The sequence below is a fragment of the Rothia gullae genome (genome assembly GCF_024294905.1).
Taxonomy (GTDB): Bacteria; Actinomycetota; Actinomycetes; order Actinomycetales; family Micrococcaceae; genus Rothia.
This window is the reverse complement of the sequence record NZ_JANCOC010000009.1, coordinates 39,123-57,005: the sequence shown is the minus strand read 5'-3', so window position 1 is coordinate 57,005 and position 17,883 is coordinate 39,123. Positions and strand designations below refer to the sequence as shown.

The following is a 17,883-nucleotide window of genomic DNA, read 5'->3' as shown; positions in this document are numbered from 1 at the left end:
ATTTGAAGTGTAGATTCAATGTTCACTCAATAAGCAATTTAGCGTTTTGGCATGTCAAGCAAGCCGCTCAGCGAACCACAAATCAAGCGCACTAGGCGCGCGCCGCCTCCAAAGGCAGACGCACCGTAAAGACCGTATGTCCAGGTTGGCTCTGCACCTGAATCGAACCACCGTGCGCCTGCACAATCGCCTGCACAATCGCCAGGCCCAGACCGGTGGTTCCAACCGAACCGGAACGCGCCTTATCGGCACGGGTGAAGCGGTCAAAAATCTTCGGCAAGAAGTCCGGGGCAATACCCGGACCGTTATCGGTCACGGTCACCACAGCTTCACGGCGTGCAGCATCCACCGACAGGCCAGCGGTCACTCGAGTACCCTCATCGGTGTGCTTGCGAGCATTCGAGAGCAGGTTCAAGATCACGCGCTGAATCTGGGAGCGATCGGCAACAACCTCAACCGGCTCGTCGGGCAGGTTCAGGTGCCATTCGTGGGTGCGCGCTGCCGCCTGCATGTCGGAGGTGCATTCAAGTACCAGCTCGGTCAGGTCAACCTGCTCCATCTTGGGTTCGCGCCCCTCGTCCAGGCGGGCAAGGGTCAAAAGATCCTCCACGAGGCGGGACATACGTTCAGTCTGCGAGTCGATACGCGCCAGGGAGGATTGGCCGGATTCACTGAGCGGCTCCGTCCAACGGAGCATATCGGAGTACCCCTTAATGGCAGCCAGAGGCGTGCGCAGCTCATGGGAGGCGTCCGCAATAAAGGCGCGAATCTGATGTTCGGTGCGTTCGCGCACCTCGAGGGCTGAGTTCACGTTATCAAGCAGCTGATTGAGGGCGTAGCCTACGGCACCCACTTCGGTGCGCGGGTCGGAATCACGCGACTCCACTCGCACCGCCGAGGAGATGGTGTGCTCCTCCAGATCCAGGTGCGCCACATCGGTTGCCACCGCGGAGACTCGCTCCAGGGGCTTCATGGTACCGCGAATAATATAGGAGCCCGCCACGCCGGCACCGACCATCACGGCGATGGAACCGAGGGCTACCACAATCACGAAGATGGTGAGGGTCTGCTGTACGTTGGCGAGCGGAATACCAACCACCTGGGCATCAGTGCTGCTATTAGCCTTCGGGGTGATTTTGATGAGGTACAGGCCGGATTCCAATTTGACCTCTCGGACTTCTTCTTTGGTGGCGTTCAGTGCCATGGTTCCGAGGGCTACCTGATCGTTGGCGGAGAGGGTTTGTATGGTGCCGTCCTTACCGAGCTTGCTGGCGATTTCCACAGCGCCTTCGGATTCAACACAGGTAATGATGGTTCCGGATGCCTGACCGGGTGCGAAAAGGAAGCTACTCTTCTGCAGGTCACTGCAGTCCACTTCTTCTTGCTTGCCGTCTCGAGAGGTCGACTGCCCTACGCGGTGACTAGTTTCTTTGAGGTCGCTTTGCGCCTGCTGGTAGAGGGAGTTCTGCAGGGTCACGTAGGTGGACAGGCCAATAATGAGGCAGGCGATGCCGAGGGCTGCCACGAGGATGGCGATAAGGCGTGAACGCAGGTGGGGTACATACCCGAGTTCTTCGGGGGACGCCTCGGGGTTCCTCATGCTCTTCCAGGCGGCGCGTAGGCGCACGAAGAAGTTCCCCGAGGAGGGTGCGGCACCATCTCGTGCGGGGGTACCCGCGCGCAGGGGGCGGGTTGCTTCATTATCCGGGGAGGCGGGGCCACCGGGTGAGTAGGATCCCACGAGCATCCTTTCTTTCTATATTCGAAATACTGAATATAAATGATATGGTGCGGTATAACCGGGTGTTATACCGCGCCATATGAAGAGCAGAGAATAAACTTAGACAGCGGGACGTAGCACGTAACCGGCACCGCGCACGGTGTGAATCATCGGTTCGCGACCCACATCAATCTTCTTGCGCAGGTACGAGATGTACAGCTCCACAATATTTGCCTGACCACCAAAATCGTAGTTCCAGACATTATCAAGAATCTGACTCTTGGAGACCACGCGCTTCGCGTTCTCCATGAGGTAGCACAGCAGGTCGAACTGGGTTGCGGTGAGGTTAATCTGCTCGCCACCGCGGGTGACCTCGCGGGTGTCTTGGTTCAGCACCAGGTCGCCAACAACCAACTCAGCATCGTCAATGGCAGCAACGCCGGAGCGCTGCATCAGGCGGTGCAAACGGATCATGACCTCTTCCATGGAGAAGGGCTTAGTCACGTAGTCATCCGCGCCTGCGGCAAGGCCCTCGATACGGTTATCAACCGAATCTTTAGCGGTCAGGAAGAGGCAGGGAACCTCGGGGTAGAACTTGCGGATACGGGAGAGCAGCTCCAGACCGTCGAAGCCGGGCATCATAATATCCAGCACGAGTACATCGGGGCGCCAATCGCGGGCAATCGCGAGCGCGGAGGGTCCGTCGCCGGCGGACTGCACATCCCAGCCGATCATTTTCAGACCCATGCTGACGAGTTCCTTGAGCATCTCCTCATCGTCAACAACGAGGGCGCGGATGGGGCTACCGTCCGGATGCTCTAGTGCGGGAAGGTTCTTTGCGATTTCGGTTGCTTTGCTGCTCATGTGATTAAGGGTATCGCGATTTAGGGTTCGCGGTGAGGCGGGAGCCGGTTTTCAGCCGCAAACTTATGGAATGCTTGCCCGCCTCACAGTTGGGGCACAGCTTTACCCGCATTTGCGCGTCAACCCTTCATGACAGCTTCAAACTTTCGGTAGAATTTGTACTAGCTTAGGTAACGCTCAATCACCTTTGCGTATCTTTTGAATTTGCCGTTTCTGTTCCGGCGACCAACACCCGTGAAGGAGGACGACGCATGCGCATTAGCCGTATTTATAACAATAATGTTGTCCTCACGGTGGATCATTACGGCAAGGAGTCCGTGATGATTGGTCGCGGCATTGCTTTTGGTAAGCGTAAGGGTCAGCTGATTGACCCGTCTGCGGTGGAGCAGACGTTTGTGCCGGAGCAGGGCATGTCGGGTGAGCGTTTGAGTATGACCCTATCTGAGATTCCGGCGGAGATTCTGTCGATTGCCACGATTTTGGAGTCGAAGGTGCGCACCGAGGGTGCACTGGAGCTGTCGAACTCGTTTATTCTTCCGCTGGCTGATCATCTGCACTATGCGGTGGTTCGTGCGCGTGACGGGGTGCGGGTGCAGTATCCGCTCGCCCCGGAGGTAACCGTTCTCTACCCGCGCGAGGTGGAGTATGGCCGCGCAGTTTTGGAAATGGTTCGCGAGCGCCTGCAGGTTGAGTTGGACCCGAACGAGGCTATTCCTTTGGCGTTGCACCTGGTCAACGCGCAATTTGCGACGGCGGATATGTCTCAGGCATTCCGCATGACCGAGGTTTTCGCGCAGGTTTTTGAAATTATTGAGGCAAGCTACGAGCGGAAGATCGACCTGGATTCGATGAGTGCGGCACGTTTTGTGACGCACCTGCGGTACCTATTTGTGCGTGCGAGCCGCGCCTCCGCGAATCGTACAGAGGACGCTGATGAGGTGTCGCAGCCGAGTTTGTTGGCGGCTCTTCGTGAGGATGCACCGCGCGCCTACGCGTGTGCGCAGAAGGTTTTACTGGTGCTGCAGATGCAGTTGAAGCAGAGCCTGACTCGTGATGAGTTGACGTATTTGACGATTCATATTGCGCGTCTGGCGCGGGATATGTGGGGCATTAACGCGTAGCGCATGTTCGATAGAAAGCGAGCGGGGAGGGTTCTCGGTCGCTTTTTCTATACCTTAGCTTTTCTGTGCCCCGGAACCCCAGTGAGGGGCTCGGGTGGTGGAATTTGGGAGTGAAGAATCTGGGAGTGAGGATTCTAGAGGGGTGTTGCCGGGCGGAACGTGGCCATTAAAGGTGGGTTGCTATTTATATATACAACCTGTCACTAAAATGTCGTTTTTCCGGGTTTTCCTTCGCGCGTTAGCGCGTCGATTTAAATTTTGAAATGACGGTTTATAGCGGCGTATTCCAGAAATACCATTCTGTGGACAGAGCGCAGGAAAATGTTGGTTTTGTATAAATCCCACATCTTTTGACTCACGCACCCATTTTTGTTGGGTATTTTCTTTGTAAATCATTTTCTTGCACCGTCGCAACCCAAATATCCCGCAACAAGCACCTCATCAGTCCGCTTACAATATGCCGTCATTCCTGAAATTTCACAAAACTAACGCTTTATCCTCCACTTCGGCAACCTTTTTCGGTGTTCTGTTTAAATTTTTTACACCCTGGCAATAAATACGTGTTTTGACATCAAAAACCCACATTCCAACACTTGGAAAAATATCACAGGAACCTAAAGTGTGCAAAGTCAGAAAAACCCACAAAACACAAATACAACGTGTTACTATCTGAGAATTATGAGGCCCTTCACGGGGCCGCTACACACCATGTCACGAACACGAGAGGACCACTATGGTCACTATCATTGTGGCGGCACACGGCGAGTCGGCTCCGGCTCTGCTGAAGACCGCCGGCATGATCCTCGGTAACTTCGAAAACGTCCACCCGGTCACCTTCCTGCCGGGTCAGGGCCCCGAAGATCTCGTCGAAGAGTACACCCGCATCGTTGAGGCGTCCGAAGCAGAAGAAACCCTGTTGCTGGTCGACCTCTTCGGCGGTAGCCCCTACAACGCCGGTGCGCAGTTCGCAGCCACCCGCGAGGGCGTCGACGTCGTCTCCGGTGTCAACGTACCGATGCTTATTGAGGTCATCTCCGGCGCAGGCCGTAAGAACGCAACCCTCAAGTCCCTGGTCGCCAAGGCGCACAAGGCTGGCACTAAGGGTATTCGCTCTTTCCAGGAGGCGAACCAGCCCGCAGCCGCCAAGCCCGCCGAGGCGAAGCCCGCAGAGACCAAGGCGGTCGAGGTTCCGGCTGCTCAGCAGGTTCCCGGCGGCACCATGGACGCTATCTTCACCCGCATCGACTCCCGCCTGATTCACGGTCAGGTGGCAGGCACCTGGGTTCCGCATATCGCACCGCAGACCTTCATCGCGGCATCCGATAATGCGGCACACGATCAGCTGCGCAAGTCCCTGCTGCTGCAGGTCGCGCCGACCAGTGTGAAGACCAACGTCCTGGACATCGCTAAGGCTGGTCGCGTGTACAACAACCCCAAGTACACCGGCATGAAGACCATGTTCGTCGTAGAATCCCCCGTTGACGTGGTGCGACTGCTCGACGAAGGCGTCAAGATCAACGAAGTGAACGTTGGTGGCGTCACCTTCAAGACCGGCATGGTTCAGCTCTCGGACGCAGTGTACGCCTCCGAGGAACACCTGGAAGCCTACCGCAAACTCATTAAGCGCGGTGTGAAGCTGACGGTGCAGCAGCTGCCGAACCACTCCCCGGTTGATTTGGAAAAGATTCTCAAGCAGAAAGGCCTGGACGCATGAGCGCCCTGACGTTTATTCTCGTTGTTCTCGTGGCGTTCATTGCGGGCGTCGCATCCGTGGTGGACGAGCGTCAGTTCCACCGCCCCCTGGTCGCTTGCACCCTGATGGGTTTTGCGCTGGGTGATCCGACTACCGGCATTATGCTCGGTGGCGCACTGGAGCTCATCGCCCTGGGCTGGATGAACGTCGGTGCGGCAATGGCTCCCGACTCGGCTCTGGCATCCACCATCTCCGCTGTTGTTGTGATTCAGGGTCACCAGGACATCACCACCGGTATTGCTATTGCTGTGCCGCTGGCTGCAGCAGGTCAGGTTCTGACCATTTTCGTTCGTACCATTACGGTGTTCTTCCAACATCAGGCTGATAATTTCGCGAAGACCGCGAACTTCCGCGGTATTGAGTTGATGCACATCAGCGGTATGGCACTGCAGGGTCTGCGTGTGGCTATCCCGACCGCTATTGTGGCGCTGATTAGCTCCGAAGAGCTGACCCGCCTGCTGAACATGATTCCTGCCGAGGTGACCGTTGGTCTTCGTATCGCAGGTGGCATGATCACCGTGGTCGGTTTCGCAATGGTCATCAACATGATGCGTTCGAAGGCTCTCATGCCCTTCTTCTTCCTTGGCTTCATTGCCGCCGCCGCTATCCCGGCAACCCAGTCGATTTCGATTGCTGGCACCGAGGGTGCGAAGGATCTCGTCGCAACCCTGTCCGGTCAGGCACAGTTCAACCTGGTTGCTATCGGTATTGTGGGTGCTTGCCTGGGTCTGCTGTACACCCAGCTGAACCCGCTTTTCCACAAGAGCGAGGCACCCGTCGCAGCACCGGCAGCCGCAGCAAACGATCTCGATAACGAGCTCGAGTAAGGAGCATCATCATGACTGAGAACAAGAACGTCGAGCTCGTTGAAGTTCCCGAGCTCACCCAGCGCGATAAGGTCGAAACCTACATCCGCTCCACTTTTCTGCTTGGTTCGTTCAACTTTGAGCGTATGCAATCCATCGGTTTCGCGGTTTCCATGATTCCGGCTATTAAGCGCTTCTACACCAAGAAGGAAGACCAAGCGGAAGCGCTGACCCGCCACCTGGAGTTCTTCAACACCCAGCCGTGGGTTGCATCCTCGATTATGGGTGTGACAGCTGCGATGGAGCGTGAGAAGGCAGCCGGTAAGGACATTGACGAGGCCGCTATCACCAACGTGAAGGTGGGTCTGATGGGCCCGCTGGCTGGTGTGGGCGACCCGATTTACTGGGGTACCGCACGTATTGTGCTGGCTGCTCTGGGTGCTTCTCTGGCGGTGACCGGTAATATTCTGGGCCCGCTACTGTTCTTCTTTGGTCTGACCGCGATTCGCTGGGCGACCCGCTGGTACGGCTTCAAGTACGGTTACGAGAAGGGTACCCAGATTGTGACTGAGGCGGGCGGTAACACCCTGCAGAAGATCACTCAGGGCGCTTCCGTGATGGGTCTGTTCGTGATGGGTGCGCTGGTGTACCGCTGGACGAGCGTAAACATTCCGTTGCCGCTGACCAGCTACAAGAACCAGGCTGGCGATATGGTGAATGTGACCGTTCAGTCGGTGCTGAACGATCTGCTGCCGGGCCTTGCGTCGCTGGGTCTGTGCTTCCTGTGCATGTGGTTGTTGAAGAAGAAGGTCAACGCTATCTGGTTGATTTTCGCCCTGTTTGCCGTGGGTATCCTCGGTTCGTACCTGGGCTTCCTGGCTCTCTAAAAATATGAGGGATGAGCCCTTTCACCCTTCAGTGAAAGTGCGAGATTCAAGGGATTGTCTCAAGCGGCGGGGGTGCAGTCGGTACACTTAAAAGTACCGGCAGCACCCCCGTTTTCTATCGGTTGCGGCGCACAATTCGCGGCAATGCAGCCCTCCCGCGAAGGAGTTTCTATGACCAAGTTGATGGCTTTCGACCTGGACGGCACAATCCTATTTAACCGTGCCGTAGAGCCTGCCAATGAGCAGGCGATTGCCCGCTGGCAGGCGGAGGGTAACCTGGCAGTCTCGTGCACGGGCAAGAGCATTTTTGCCACTCAGCTGGCGTTGAGCCCAACCGCCATCCGCTTTGACTACCACGTGCTGTACACGGGTGCAGTGATTACCAACTGGGAGTACCGGGTGATTTACCATCAGCCTCTTCCGGTGAGTGTTGTGCAGGCGTGCTACGAGCATTTCAGCACCGTGGACGGCGTGGCACTATTCGCTACGACCCTGGATAACGATTACAGCCTCTGCGACCGGGTGGGTTCATCGACAAATATTCTGCCGGAGTTCACTCCCCTACCGGCTGATGACCTGCAGAACCACGAGTACGTGGGTGTACCCCTGTGGATTCCGGATGCCCAGGTCCGCGAGGCGGCGCACACCTGGATTCTGGAGCGTTTTGGTGATTCGGTGGACTGCCACAAGAATCAGGATTTCTTGGATATTGTGCCGCCCGCCTGCACGAAGGGCACCGGCCTGCAGCATCTGGTGGAGTACCTGCAGGCTGAGCATTCGGGTAGCTCCTATGAGGTGCATACGATTGGTGATTCGTGGAACGATATCAATATGCACCGCTACGCTGACCGTTCGGCGTCGTTCAGCTACTCCCCCGATGAGGTTAAGGCTGTCACCACCGATTGTGTGGATAAGGCGTACGAGTTTATTGAGGCTTCCCTGTAAAAGCTCCCCCCGGCTGGCATTTAGGCGCGGCGAGCGCTGAGCCGCCAGCCGCTTCCTCATGCTCGCCGCTTCTCTCGCGCGTACTCGCCGCCTACTCCCCCGTTTCACGTGAAACACCCCGCTTTCCCGTTACTCCCCGTGTATCCCCGTGAGGTTTCTATGTGCCCCGCTCAACCCCCAAAGAACCAGTCCAGCAAGGATCAGTCACAGAAGAGCCCGCAGGCCGATTCTACCCAGTCGTACGACCCGTCCAGCTTCTCTGACACCTTCCGCGCTATGGCGCGTGAATCACTCGTGAAGAACCAGAAGAACCGCCCAGACTCCCCCATCGTTTCAATCTCCCCGGTGCTGATCGTTTTGGGTGCCATTGCGGCGGCACTGTACGGGCTGTGGCAGAGCTGGGCGTGCCTCATTCCGCTGGTGCTGATTCTGGTGCTCATGTGGGTCCGCTACACGATGCAACGTCAGGCGCTCAACGATTTCGCGGAGCTGGAGGCGGCACGCACCGCATGGAAGAAGACCCGCGACCGCCAGTACCTGGAGCTGATGGCGGCGCAGTCGGCGCGCATCCTGGATGAGAATAAGGCGCTGACCAAGCAGGCTCGCGCGCACGTGCAGGAGTACGCGGATTTCGCGGCGCAGAAGCTGGGTACTCAGCACTAAAGACCCCACTGCGCTCGCTCACCCCTCCCTCCCAAAAAACAAAAGTATTCGACGAGCGTTAGCCGAGGTGAGCATTCAGGGACAACAAAAGACCGTAACCACTCCCCTGTACGGGGGCGGTTACGGTCTTTTATTCACGTCAGATAATCTCTGCGGGGGTCTTTACGTCTTAGGAGGTTAAACCTTAGTTAATCTTCGGCACGGGTGCTTCAACGGGCTCTTCGGCGGCTTCCTTGGGTAGCATTCGCGTCTATGGTGTACAGCTGCTCACGATTCGTCAGCACCACCAGGGTCATAGCGTTCAAGCAGACACCCACAATGCACAGAATCCAGCCGATCAGCATGAACCGACCACCGGAAAGCACCGCGCCGGCAAGCATCAGGGCAACAGAAACCAGGTATGCCGGTGAAAGCAAAAACTTCGTATTCACTACCGACCTACCTAGCGTGCGTTGGAGCGGGGCTTGGGGGCACGACCCGAACGGGGACGCGAGGGCAGAACGCTCGTACGGCCGGGGGCACGATCAACAATCGGCTGAGATTCGGTGGGCTCTTCCTCACGAACCTCAACAGCCTCGGCAGCTTCAGCGGGCTCGGTCGCCTCAGCGGGAGCTACTTCCTGGTTAGCCTGCGCCGCAACTTCGTACTCAATTGCCCCATGCTTAGCAGCTTCACGCTCTTCACGGCGGTGCTCCGAGCGCTCGCGGATGCGGTTCTCAACGGAGGATTCGAAACTGTCCAGGTTGGTCACCAGTGCGGGGGTCGGATCGCCCTTCGCCTTACCCACGGACAGCACAAAGGCAAGGACGTTCAGGCCCAACGCAAGAACCAGAAGGATCCAGCCGAGCCACAGGAGCCAGGGGCTGGAGGTTCCTATCAAGAGCGCGCCGCAAAAAATTACGCAGAGGGAGGTCAGGTACGCAGGCGAGAGAGTCTTGAAATCCATGTCTACTTTCAAAGTGTTCGTGAGTTTGAGAGAGCTAACGTTTGATTCTCATTTTAGGTGATAGTTGAGACTTAATCTGCTTCTGCCTCTGCCTATCGCGTGTGAGTTAAAGACCAACGGGCTTATCTCGGTGGCGTAGGCAGGGGCAGAAATGTAACGTTCATGCACGCGGTGCAGGTACCCGCTAGGATGTGGGGGTTACCTCGTTGGTGACCAGGGGCGAGGCGGGCGCGTTCTCGACCACGGGGATTGCGCTGGTGCTCAGGGTGCCCTGGTGCTTCTTCCAGAGGTTGTAGCGTTCCATGGCGACCGCGCCGGCGGTCATGGCGGGCAGAATGAACATGCCGGAGGCGCGGATGCTTTCAGCCTGCGCCAGGATGTCCAGCTTACGCACCACGCGGGTCACGTCGTGGGAGTCGTAGCGGTCCTGTGCGGCAATGACCTCGTTCTGCGCGGCGACGAGGGCGGCATCGCGCAGGCGCACGAAGTCGTTCCTCTTGTCCTTAAGTTTCTCCATGTACTGTTTGTATTCTTCGGGTAACGCCTCACTGATTTCGTCGCGGCGGGTAATGGCGGAGCACATTTCCTTCACGCGGGCATAGGTCTCAGGGTCGGTGCTTGCTTTCGCTTCTGCCTGCAGTGCTTCAAGGGCGGCGTTCTGCGCGATCTTGAGCAGTTCGGGTACGGCGGTTTCTTCTTCATGGTTAGCCCGCACGCCAAGGACCTTTACGAGCATGGGCAGGGTCAGGCCGGGTAGCACGAGAGTGAAGAAGAGTACGGAGAGCATCATGACGATGGCGTCCTGGCGGACCTGTTCGGTGCCGTTGACCACGGGGATGGACAGGGCAAGAATCAGGGTCACGAGGCCTCGCATGCCGGACCAGGTCATGACGATAACTTCGGCGAAGTTTTCGGGGGCGCCCTCGTGGATGGGGTTCTTGCGTCCTGCCAGCCAGACGATAGTGAACCAGATGAGGCGCACCAGGATGGCGACCAGTGCGACCAGGGCACCGTCAGCGAAGAGGCCTGCGGTACGGGAGGGGTCGGCGGTGGTGATGATGCTACTTGCCTGCAGGCCGATGAGGCCGAAGGCGACACCGGTCATGAGCAGCTCAATAATCTGCCAGAAGGAGGTGGAGGAGAGGCGTTCTTCCGCTTCGAGTGCCGCCATGTATTTGGTGCTGGTGAACTGGATAGCGCCGATGACCACGGCAATAACGCCGGAGGCGTGCACGCTTTCAGCAGCGAGGTAGGCACCGAAGGGGATCACGAGGGTCACGGCGTTGCTGGTGACCACGTCGTGGGCGCGCTGGCGAACGTAGCCGCCGAGCCAGCCGAAGATGTAACCAACAATGACCGCGAGGATTGAGCCGAGCACGAAGTCTTTGGCAACGGAGAGCGGCTCGATGTGGTGGCTGCTGGTCATGGAGTGGATTGCGGCGTGGAAGAGAACGATTGCGATAGCGTCGTTGAAGCTACCTTCGGTCTGCAGGGTGCCGATGAGTCGTCGGGGAATACCGACGGGCTCAGCGACTGCTTCCACGGCGACGGGGTCGGGTGGGGATACGGCTGCGCCGACGGCAAGGGCGACGGCGATGGTCATGCCGGGGACCCACCACATGGCTGCGCCGGCAATTGCCAGGGCGGAGACGGTGGTGAGAAGGACCGAGTAGAGCAGTACGGATTTCCAGCGGCGGCGCAGGGTGCCCCAGGAGAATTTAACGCCGATGGCCCACAGTAGCGGCGGAAGGAAGATCGGCAGGATGATGTCGCTGTCGATAGTAAGGTCCGGTCGGTTGGGGATGAAGAGCGCGGCGGTGCCGAGCAGGGTCATCATGACCGGCCAGGGGAGGTTGAGTCGGTCACCGACGCTGACCATGAACACGGTCGCAATCAGGATGATGACAATAACGGAGAGGTAAAGCATTGGTCCGGTGTTGTTCCTTTCGCGCGGCTAGGGTTAGTCGGCTACGTCTTTCTACTCTACCGGAGGGGCTCATTCCGTTTTTCGGATAGGGGGTTCTGTAGCGTTTATTGTGGCGTTGTTTACCTCTAAGCCTAATGCTTTATGTGGAATATAGAGTTTTCCCCTGAATATCCTCACTTTTCAGCAGGTTATTCAGGGGAAAACTCTATATTTGGAATATATTGCTTGGGGTAGCTACTTCTAGCGGATTATTTAGAGCCGCATCCACCAGCACCGCAGCCGCAACCGCCAGCGGGAGCTTCCTCCACGACCGGTTCGGGCTCGTCGTGGCCGCCACAGCAGCCTCCCTTTTCTTCCTTCGGTTCGTCGTGGCCGCCGCAGCAACCACCACCACCGTGGGAGTGGCCGTGAGCCTCAGCCGGAGCTTCAGCGGAGGAACCGCATCCGCCCGAGCCGCAACCGCAACCACCGGCGGAAGGTGCCGACTCCTCGTGGCTACCGCAGCCACCCGAGCCACAGCCGCAGCCGCCACCGTCAACCGAGCCGCAGGCGGAGCCGCGTGCATCGCGGTGACCCATGAGGTCCACGCCCAGGTCGGAGAGGTAACGCAGGTAGCCTGCGAGGGCGTCGCGTCCACCGGTGCCGGAAATGACGATGCCGCCGTGACGCAGTGCTTTGAGCACCTCGTTGACCATCGGCCATTGCTCAATGTCGTCGGTAATGGTGATAGCGCTGACCACGTGCATTGCGAGTGAGGTCAGCGAGCGCAGGGACTGTTCGTAGCCTTCGGGCAGATGAATAACCTTGGCGGGCGCTGCCAGGCGCAGGATGGACAGCACGCGCATCAGCATCATGGGTACTGCATTTTCGGGCAGTAGTACGGTCACGCCGATTGCGGAGGATTCAGCAATACGTTCAATGCTTGCCGCGAGTTCTTCGGAGTCGATATCGCGGGAGATATCCAGTACTTCGTAGGAGTCCACGGCGATAGAGCGAGTGCCCAGGGCGTCGGCGAGTGCTTCATCTTCGGTGTGGATTGCAATCATGTTACGAAATTCGTTACGGCGCACTACGGAGGCTGCCTCGATGAGGGCGAAGTCCTGTCCGTCACCGTCCACGAGGAGGGTGTGGATTTCTTCGCGATTGAGGCCTTCGCCTGCGGTGGCGCGCTCGATTAGTTCAGAAAATGCGTTGCTCATACTGAATATTAAACACCTGATTTTGGGGCGTGCGCCCGCGAGGTTTACCTGTCTTGGCGATTTTGGGTGGTTTAAGACGTGATTTTATGCCGAGAGCGTGGGCGGCTACCTATTCCGTGTGTGCTGGAGCGTTTTTGGTGGCAAAAGTGCTCGTGAAACGCGAACCGTTCGCTCCGGGTGGGTGAGAATCAACATTCATTTTTGGGTTTGTACCGCGTATTTGGGGAGTTTTTGTTTGCCGCGGGGTGCATCTTGCTCACGTTACAGATTTGAACACCCTAAAATGAAAGGGTGGTACTTTCCCGTGAAAAGATTCTAGATACCGCCTACGAGGTCTTGGCGACCTACGGTTTGGCGGACCTTTCCATGCGCCGACTCGCTCAGGAGCTTCACGTGGCTCCCGGCGCTCTGTACTACCACGTGAAGAATAAGCAGCAGCTTCTCATTCTGTTGGCGGATTACATTCTGGCTCGTGCCCCGAAGTCGATGTCTGAGGAGGCTGAGCCGAATCCGGAGGCTATTCGCGCTTCGATGATTCGCCGCGGTGATCTTCTGTTCTCTTTGCTGTACCCGATTCGTGAGTGCCCTGAGGTGGTGCGTTTGAGCTTAGCTCTGCATCCTCGTGAGTTGAAGCCTGTGGTGGCTATGGCTCATGAGTTCCAGGCTCTTGGTTTGGGCCATGCGGAGGCGCTGCGTCGTGCTCGTTTGTTGACCCATATTGCATTGAGCCTGGTGGAGGAGTATCAGACTCTGCCGCTGATTTCTCCGCAGGAGGCTGTGGTGAGTGGCGATGTTCCTCTGATTGAGAATGCGTTTAACCGTTACCGTCAGGACCTGCTTTCTGCGATTGATTCGATGATGGTGGTGCAGGAGCCTTATACGCAGGATGCGTAAGTCGCCTGTTCCTCTTTTGGTTTATTAGTTGTGTATGGTGCCCCGTGCCCCCCCCCCTTGTGGGGGTGCGGGGCTTTTCCGTGTGTTGAGTATAGTTCTCCCCTGCCGCACCTGGTACCTGCCGCACCCTGGTACTTGCTGCGCCCTGGTACTGGTGCAGTTTGGCGATTGAGTCGATGTTCGCCGGTTGTCTGCTTTAGTCTAGATGTGACACGTACTTGCGCTGTTGCCTGTTGGGTATCTGGTGCGGGTGGGGTGTTGTTTATATCTTAGTGCCCTGTTGGGCTTTATCAGAGGTGTTCCATGTCGATGACCGCTACCGCCCAGTGGGCGGCTCTTCCGGACCATAGCGCGGAGATTGCGCGTGTGCGTGAGGAGTTTATTACTGCGTATGGTTATGAGCCTGATGGTGTGTGGTCTGCGCCTGGGCGTCTGAATCTTTTGGGCGAGTACATTGATTTTTTGGGTGGCTCGTGTCTGCCGATGCCGTTGCCGTATCGCACGTATATTGCGGGTGCGTTGCGTCGTGATGGTGTATTGCGTGCTTCGTCGTTGCAGATGCCGGGGGACGAGCGCACGGTTGTGATTCGCGATATTCAGCCGGGGCATCTCAAGGGCTGGTTCACGTATGTGGCGGGTGTTGCGTGGGCGATGAATCAGGAGGGTGGCAGGGATATCATGCTGCCCGATGAGTTTGGTGCTGATCTGCTGATTAATTCTCGTGTTCCGGTGGGTGGCGGTTTGTCGTCTTCGGCGGCTTTGGAGTGTTCGACGGGGTTGGCACTGTTGGAGCTCTCGTGTCCGGTGCGTGAGGAGTGCCCGGAGGCGGATGCTACCCCGGCTGATGGTGATGCGTTGCGTGCGCGTCTGGCTCAGGTGTGTATTACAGCTGAGAATAAGGTGGCTGGCGCGCATACGGGTGGCCTGGATCAGACGGCGTCGTTGCGTTCGCATCCGGAGCAGGCTCTGGTGGTTGATTTCCGTGATTTTTCGATTGAGCCGGTTGCGGTGGATATTGCCCAGCATGGCCTGAGTTTTTTGGTGATTGATACGAACACTCCGCATGAGCTAACGGATGGCGGTTTTGCGGCTCGTCGTGCGGCATCTGAGGCGTGCGCTGATGCTTTGGGTCTGCGTTTTTTGCGTGATGCTTTGCCGGAGGATTTGTCGTGTGCGGGTATGGATGCGCGTGCGGCGAAGGCGTGGCGTGCTGATTTGGTGGATTCTTCGGTGAATCGTGCCTTGGATGCCCTGGAGGATGCGGGTCGTCCGTGTTCATTCCCGCGTGGTTGGGTGCGTCATGCGTTCCACGATATGACTCTGGTGGGTCGTGCGAGCTATTTGCTGCAGCATGCTGATGAGCTGGGTTGCGCGGCGTTTGAGGAGGCGGGTCGTATTTTCACGGAGTCGTTTGTGTCGATGCGTGATGAGTTGCGTGTTTCTCGCCCTGAGATTGATGCTGCGGTGCAGGTGTGCCTGGATCGGGGCGCACTGGGTGCCCGTATTGTGGGTGGCGGTTTTGGTGGCGCGGTGATGGCGTTGATTCCGACCTCTCAGCTGGAGGCTGCCGCGGATGCGGTGGCGACTGCGTATGCTGTGCGCAGCTATGCGGCGCCTCGTTTTTTGCCGATGGTTGCTGGTTTTGCAGCGTCTCATGATTGGGCTGTGGGCGCTGCTCCTACGGATATTCCGGTGTTGTAGGGTTGGGCACTGAGGTCTGTCATTAGTCGGTGGGGTGTCATAGGGGCGTTTTTTCGGGGGTTTGAACAATATTCATAGCTGGAAGTTTCCTGCGAGTTTCTGCAAATTTCCTCCGCTTATCCCCCGTAATAATACACTGATAAGCCATAATTTTTTGGTCATTGGTCAAAAGTGGCGCCACGTTTTCCGAGAGTGGTTTTTCTTCCCCCCGCAGGTATATACACTTATCGACGGACGCAATCCGTGAGCTGTAAAGTTTCGACGCACATAGTCCGGCATATGGATAGCATCTACACCGGGTTCGACCGTCATATACAAGCCCAGCTTGCAGGTTTGGTCCGCCAATGCATCACACTCCAGTTTTCTGCCCGCCCCGGGCAGGTACCTCACCCAAGGTGAGGGTTTAGAGCGCGAAAGCGCAGAAAGGAGGCCCCCGTGGGCTTCGATATCAAGGGCACCGTTGAGCAGGGCCTCAACAAGGCTCAGGAAGTCATCAACGAGAAGGCTGGCAAGGAGGTCGTCACCGACGAGCACGTTGCCAAGGTTGAAGAGGTCGTGACCGACAACGTCTCCAAGCTGACTGAGAAGTTCGGTAAGTAAGGCGACAGCCTCCTTTGGGTTGGCACCCTGCCTCGCCTCCTCATGGGGTAGGGTGCCATTTCTCTGGGTTTGCATACAGGCTTTCACTCAACATCTCTCTCGAATAATGGGGCGTTCTGCCCCGCCTGGGTTCTTTCATTCACCAACTCACTCGGCATATTGCTCAGCTTCGGTTACCGCCTGGTAGCCTGTTTTCACTCTTCTTTTACTCTTACTCAGCACAAGTACTCGCGCTTTCTCGCGAACTGTATACGCCCCGCATCATTGGTCCGGCAACCTTGATGTGGGGCGTATGCCGTTAATGCACGGGGCGGAGGCTTCTGGGGCGGAGGCTTCTGGAGCACAGGATGAAGGCTTCTGTGGGAGTGCTGCACGGGCTGTGGGAGTGCGGCGTGGGCGTTCGCCCTATGAGGACCTCTCCCCCACCCCTGTATTCTCAGGCTATGCTTGATATGTCAACTTATTGAGCTACGCCCTCAGGTAGGTTTCAGTGCCTCCTGAAGACCGCGGAGCACCCCGTCTATGGAGGAACTATGTTTGAACGTCAGCAGTCTGATCAGCAGAAAGCACGCGAGGTCATGAAGGATGGTGGCGTCGTCATTTATTGGCGTCCCGGTTGCCCCTACTGCGAAGCTCTGGATTCTAAGCTGGGCGAGCTGGGCGACCACGCTACCTGGGTCAACATATGGGAAGATCCGCAGGCTGAGGCGCACGTGAAGTCCCTCAACGACGGCAACGCGACCGTCCCCACCGTGGACACCGGCGACACCCACTTTGTGGTCGCTGATCTGGTGAGCCGCAACAAGGTGAAGAAGCTAATCCAGAACACTCTCGACGCTGGCGGCGAAGCTTAAGATGGCTCGCCCGGCACTGAACCGCGATACGACGGTCTGCATTTCCTTGTCTGGTCGCCCGTCGAATCACGGTATTAAGTTCCACAATTACCTGTACGAGAAGCACGGTCTGGATTACCTGTACAAGGCGATGACCACCACCGATATTGAGGGTGCTATCGCCGGCGTGCGTGCTCTGGGTATTCGTGGTTGCTCGGTGTCTATGCCGTTCAAACAGGCTGTTATCCCGCTGATGGATGATATGGACCACTCGGCTGCGGTTATTGGTGCGGTGAACACGATTGTGAACACTGACGGTTTCTTGAAGGCGTACAACACGGATGTGATTGCGGTGGCTTCCCTGCTACGTTCGCATAATGTGGATTCGTCTCTGCCGTTCCTGCTGCGCGGTTCGGGCGGTATGGCTGCAGCTGTGGCTGGCGCGTTCTTTGATGCGGGCTTCTCGCAGGGCATGATTATTGCCCGTAACGAGGAGACTGGCCGCGCGCTGGCTGAGCGTTACGAGTACGCCTGGGCGCCGGAGGTGGGCAACCTGCGAGCGCCGATTCTGGTGAATGTGACCCCGATTGGCATGGCTGGCGGTGAGGAGAGCGAGGAGCTGTCGTACCCGCAGGAGGCTATTGCTGAGGCGCAGGTAGTCTTTGACGTGGTGGCGATGCCTGTTGAGACTCCGCTGGTTCGTGCGGCTCGCGCGGCAGGTAAGGAAGTTATTCACGGCGGAGAGGTGATTGCTCTGCAGGCTGCTGAGCAGTTCCGCCTGTACACCGGCGTGGAACTCACCCCTGAGGAGGTTGAGGAGGCGGAGGCTCAGGCTAACTAGGCTCGCGCCCGCTGCTTCTTCGCCCAGTGAGGGGCTCGATACGTGAAAGTGCCCGGAAGGTTGATTCTTCCGGGCACTTTTTTGTTGGTGCGTAGCACCGGATTTTTTGTAATTACACACACCCTGGTATTTAAGGTTTTCCACATCTGTGGAGAAATCTGGGGAAAACTCTTACACTCGTGT

The 17,883-nt window shown here is 57.4% G+C and carries 17 protein-coding genes; 11 read left to right on the top strand and 6 right to left on the bottom strand.

The window, feature by feature from the left end; all coding sequences use genetic code 11:
• Positions 1-91 precede the first annotated feature (91 nt).
• Together NML54_RS06570 and NML54_RS06565 are read right to left on the bottom strand one after the other, a co-directional pair.
• Complete coding sequence (locus NML54_RS06570; protein ID WP_254756821.1) at positions 92-1,747, bottom strand: sensor histidine kinase; 1,656 nt, start codon at positions 1,745-1,747, stop codon at positions 92-94.
• Positions 1,748-1,840: 93 nt separating this feature from the next.
• The gene (locus tag NML54_RS06565; protein WP_254756819.1) at positions 1,841-2,584 is read right to left on the bottom strand and encodes a response regulator transcription factor; all 744 of its coding nucleotides are present in this window, start codon (positions 2,582-2,584) and stop codon (positions 1,841-1,843) included.
• A gap of 251 nt (positions 2,585-2,835) precedes the next feature.
• Here NML54_RS06565 and NML54_RS06560 point away from each other — a divergent pair, with 251 nt between their 5' ends.
• From NML54_RS06560 to NML54_RS06535, 6 genes are all read left to right on the top strand, one after another.
• On the top strand, positions 2,836-3,705 hold the full coding sequence (locus NML54_RS06560; protein ID WP_254756818.1) for a PRD domain-containing protein: 870 nt from the start codon (positions 2,836-2,838) through the stop codon (positions 3,703-3,705).
• A gap of 733 nt (positions 3,706-4,438) precedes the next feature.
• Positions 4,439-5,419 carry a mannose/fructose/sorbose PTS transporter subunit IIA gene (locus NML54_RS06555; protein WP_254756817.1) on the top strand — a complete coding sequence of 327 codons (981 nt, stop codon included), beginning with the start codon at positions 4,439-4,441 and terminating at the stop codon, positions 5,417-5,419.
• Positions 5,416-6,285 carry a PTS mannose/fructose/sorbose transporter subunit IIC gene (locus NML54_RS06550; protein WP_254756815.1) on the top strand — a complete coding sequence of 290 codons (870 nt, stop codon included), beginning with the start codon at positions 5,416-5,418 and terminating at the stop codon, positions 6,283-6,285. The genes NML54_RS06555 and NML54_RS06550 overlap by 4 nt, the downstream gene beginning before the upstream one ends.
• Positions 6,286-6,296: 11 nt before the next feature.
• Entirely contained in the window at positions 6,297-7,151 is an 855-nt protein-coding gene (locus NML54_RS06545; RefSeq protein ID WP_254756814.1) for a PTS system mannose/fructose/sorbose family transporter subunit IID, read from the top strand.
• Positions 7,152-7,322: 171 nt separating this feature from the next.
• The gene (locus tag NML54_RS06540) at positions 7,323-8,096 is read left to right on the top strand and encodes an HAD-IIB family hydrolase (RefSeq protein WP_254756812.1); all 774 of its coding nucleotides are present in this window, start codon (positions 7,323-7,325) and stop codon (positions 8,094-8,096) included.
• A 159-nt stretch (positions 8,097-8,255) separates the two neighbouring features.
• On the top strand, positions 8,256-8,759 hold the full coding sequence (locus tag NML54_RS06535) for a hypothetical protein (RefSeq protein WP_254756810.1): 504 nt from the start codon (positions 8,256-8,258) through the stop codon (positions 8,757-8,759).
• 209 nt (positions 8,760-8,968) lie between these two features.
• On the opposite strand, the gene NML54_RS06530 is transcribed toward NML54_RS06535, so the two are convergent.
• The 4 genes from NML54_RS06530 to NML54_RS06515 all read right to left on the bottom strand — a co-directional run bounded on the left by NML54_RS06530 (position 8,969) and on the right by NML54_RS06515 (position 12,831).
• Positions 8,969-9,190: a hypothetical protein gene (locus NML54_RS06530; RefSeq protein WP_254756808.1), complete on the bottom strand. Its 222-nt coding sequence runs from the start codon at positions 9,188-9,190 to the stop codon at positions 8,969-8,971.
• Between the two features lie 11 nt (positions 9,191-9,201).
• Positions 9,202-9,705 carry a hypothetical protein gene (locus tag NML54_RS06525; protein ID WP_254756806.1) on the bottom strand — a complete coding sequence of 168 codons (504 nt, stop codon included), beginning with the start codon at positions 9,703-9,705 and terminating at the stop codon, positions 9,202-9,204.
• A gap of 184 nt (positions 9,706-9,889) precedes the next feature.
• Positions 9,890-11,632, bottom strand: a complete 1,743-nt coding sequence (locus tag NML54_RS06520; RefSeq protein ID WP_254756804.1) for a cation:proton antiporter — start codon at positions 11,630-11,632, stop codon at positions 9,890-9,892.
• Between the two features lie 248 nt (positions 11,633-11,880).
• A complete protein-coding gene (locus NML54_RS06515) occupies positions 11,881-12,831 on the bottom strand; it encodes a biotin synthase (protein WP_254756802.1) in 951 nt (316 codons plus the stop codon).
• A 291-nt stretch (positions 12,832-13,122) separates the two neighbouring features.
• Here NML54_RS06515 and NML54_RS06510 point away from each other — a divergent pair, with 291 nt between their 5' ends.
• The 5 genes from NML54_RS06510 (at position 13,123) to NML54_RS06490 (ending at position 17,700) form a co-directional block, all read left to right on the top strand.
• On the top strand, positions 13,123-13,725 hold the full coding sequence (locus tag NML54_RS06510; protein WP_254756800.1) for a TetR/AcrR family transcriptional regulator: 603 nt from the start codon (positions 13,123-13,125) through the stop codon (positions 13,723-13,725).
• A 303-nt stretch (positions 13,726-14,028) separates the two neighbouring features.
• Positions 14,029-15,426 carry a galactokinase gene (locus NML54_RS06505; protein WP_254756798.1) on the top strand — a complete coding sequence of 466 codons (1,398 nt, stop codon included), beginning with the start codon at positions 14,029-14,031 and terminating at the stop codon, positions 15,424-15,426.
• 435 nt (positions 15,427-15,861) lie between these two features.
• The gene (locus NML54_RS06500) at positions 15,862-16,026 is read left to right on the top strand and encodes a ribosome recycling factor (protein WP_254756796.1); all 165 of its coding nucleotides are present in this window, start codon (positions 15,862-15,864) and stop codon (positions 16,024-16,026) included.
• A 533-nt stretch (positions 16,027-16,559) separates the two neighbouring features.
• On the top strand, positions 16,560-16,880 hold the full coding sequence (locus NML54_RS06495) for a glutaredoxin domain-containing protein (protein WP_012902647.1): 321 nt from the start codon (positions 16,560-16,562) through the stop codon (positions 16,878-16,880).
• Between the two features lies 1 nt (position 16,881).
• A complete protein-coding gene (locus NML54_RS06490) occupies positions 16,882-17,700 on the top strand; it encodes a shikimate 5-dehydrogenase (protein ID WP_254756794.1) in 819 nt (272 codons plus the stop codon).
• Positions 17,701-17,883 lie beyond the last annotated feature (183 nt).

What these genes read in the sequence shown, in the direction of transcription:
- NML54_RS06570 (WP_254756821.1), bottom strand. Translation starts at nt 1,747, where the DNA reads ATGCTCGTGGGATCCTACTCACCCGGTGGCCCCGCCTCCCCGGATAAT.
- NML54_RS06565 (WP_254756819.1), bottom strand. Translation starts at nt 2,584, where the DNA reads ATGAGCAGCAAAGCAACCGAAATCGCAAAGAACCTTCCCGCACTAGAG.
- NML54_RS06560 (WP_254756818.1), top strand. Translation starts at nt 2,836, where the DNA reads ATGCGCATTAGCCGTATTTATAACAATAATGTTGTCCTCACGGTGGAT.
- NML54_RS06555 (WP_254756817.1), top strand. Translation starts at nt 4,439, where the DNA reads ATGGTCACTATCATTGTGGCGGCACACGGCGAGTCGGCTCCGGCTCTG.
- NML54_RS06550 (WP_254756815.1), top strand. Translation starts at nt 5,416, where the DNA reads ATGAGCGCCCTGACGTTTATTCTCGTTGTTCTCGTGGCGTTCATTGCG.
- NML54_RS06545 (WP_254756814.1), top strand. Translation starts at nt 6,297, where the DNA reads ATGACTGAGAACAAGAACGTCGAGCTCGTTGAAGTTCCCGAGCTCACC.
- NML54_RS06540 (WP_254756812.1), top strand. Translation starts at nt 7,323, where the DNA reads ATGACCAAGTTGATGGCTTTCGACCTGGACGGCACAATCCTATTTAAC.
- NML54_RS06535 (WP_254756810.1), top strand. Translation starts at nt 8,256, where the DNA reads ATGTGCCCCGCTCAACCCCCAAAGAACCAGTCCAGCAAGGATCAGTCA.
- NML54_RS06525 (WP_254756806.1), bottom strand. Translation starts at nt 9,705, where the DNA reads ATGGATTTCAAGACTCTCTCGCCTGCGTACCTGACCTCCCTCTGCGTA.
- NML54_RS06520 (WP_254756804.1), bottom strand. Translation starts at nt 11,632, where the DNA reads ATGCTTTACCTCTCCGTTATTGTCATCATCCTGATTGCGACCGTGTTC.
- NML54_RS06515 (WP_254756802.1), bottom strand. Translation starts at nt 12,831, where the DNA reads ATGAGCAACGCATTTTCTGAACTAATCGAGCGCGCCACCGCAGGCGAA.
- NML54_RS06505 (WP_254756798.1), top strand. Translation starts at nt 14,029, where the DNA reads ATGTCGATGACCGCTACCGCCCAGTGGGCGGCTCTTCCGGACCATAGC.
- NML54_RS06495 (WP_012902647.1), top strand. Translation starts at nt 16,560, where the DNA reads ATGTTTGAACGTCAGCAGTCTGATCAGCAGAAAGCACGCGAGGTCATG.
- NML54_RS06490 (WP_254756794.1), top strand. Translation starts at nt 16,882, where the DNA reads ATGGCTCGCCCGGCACTGAACCGCGATACGACGGTCTGCATTTCCTTG.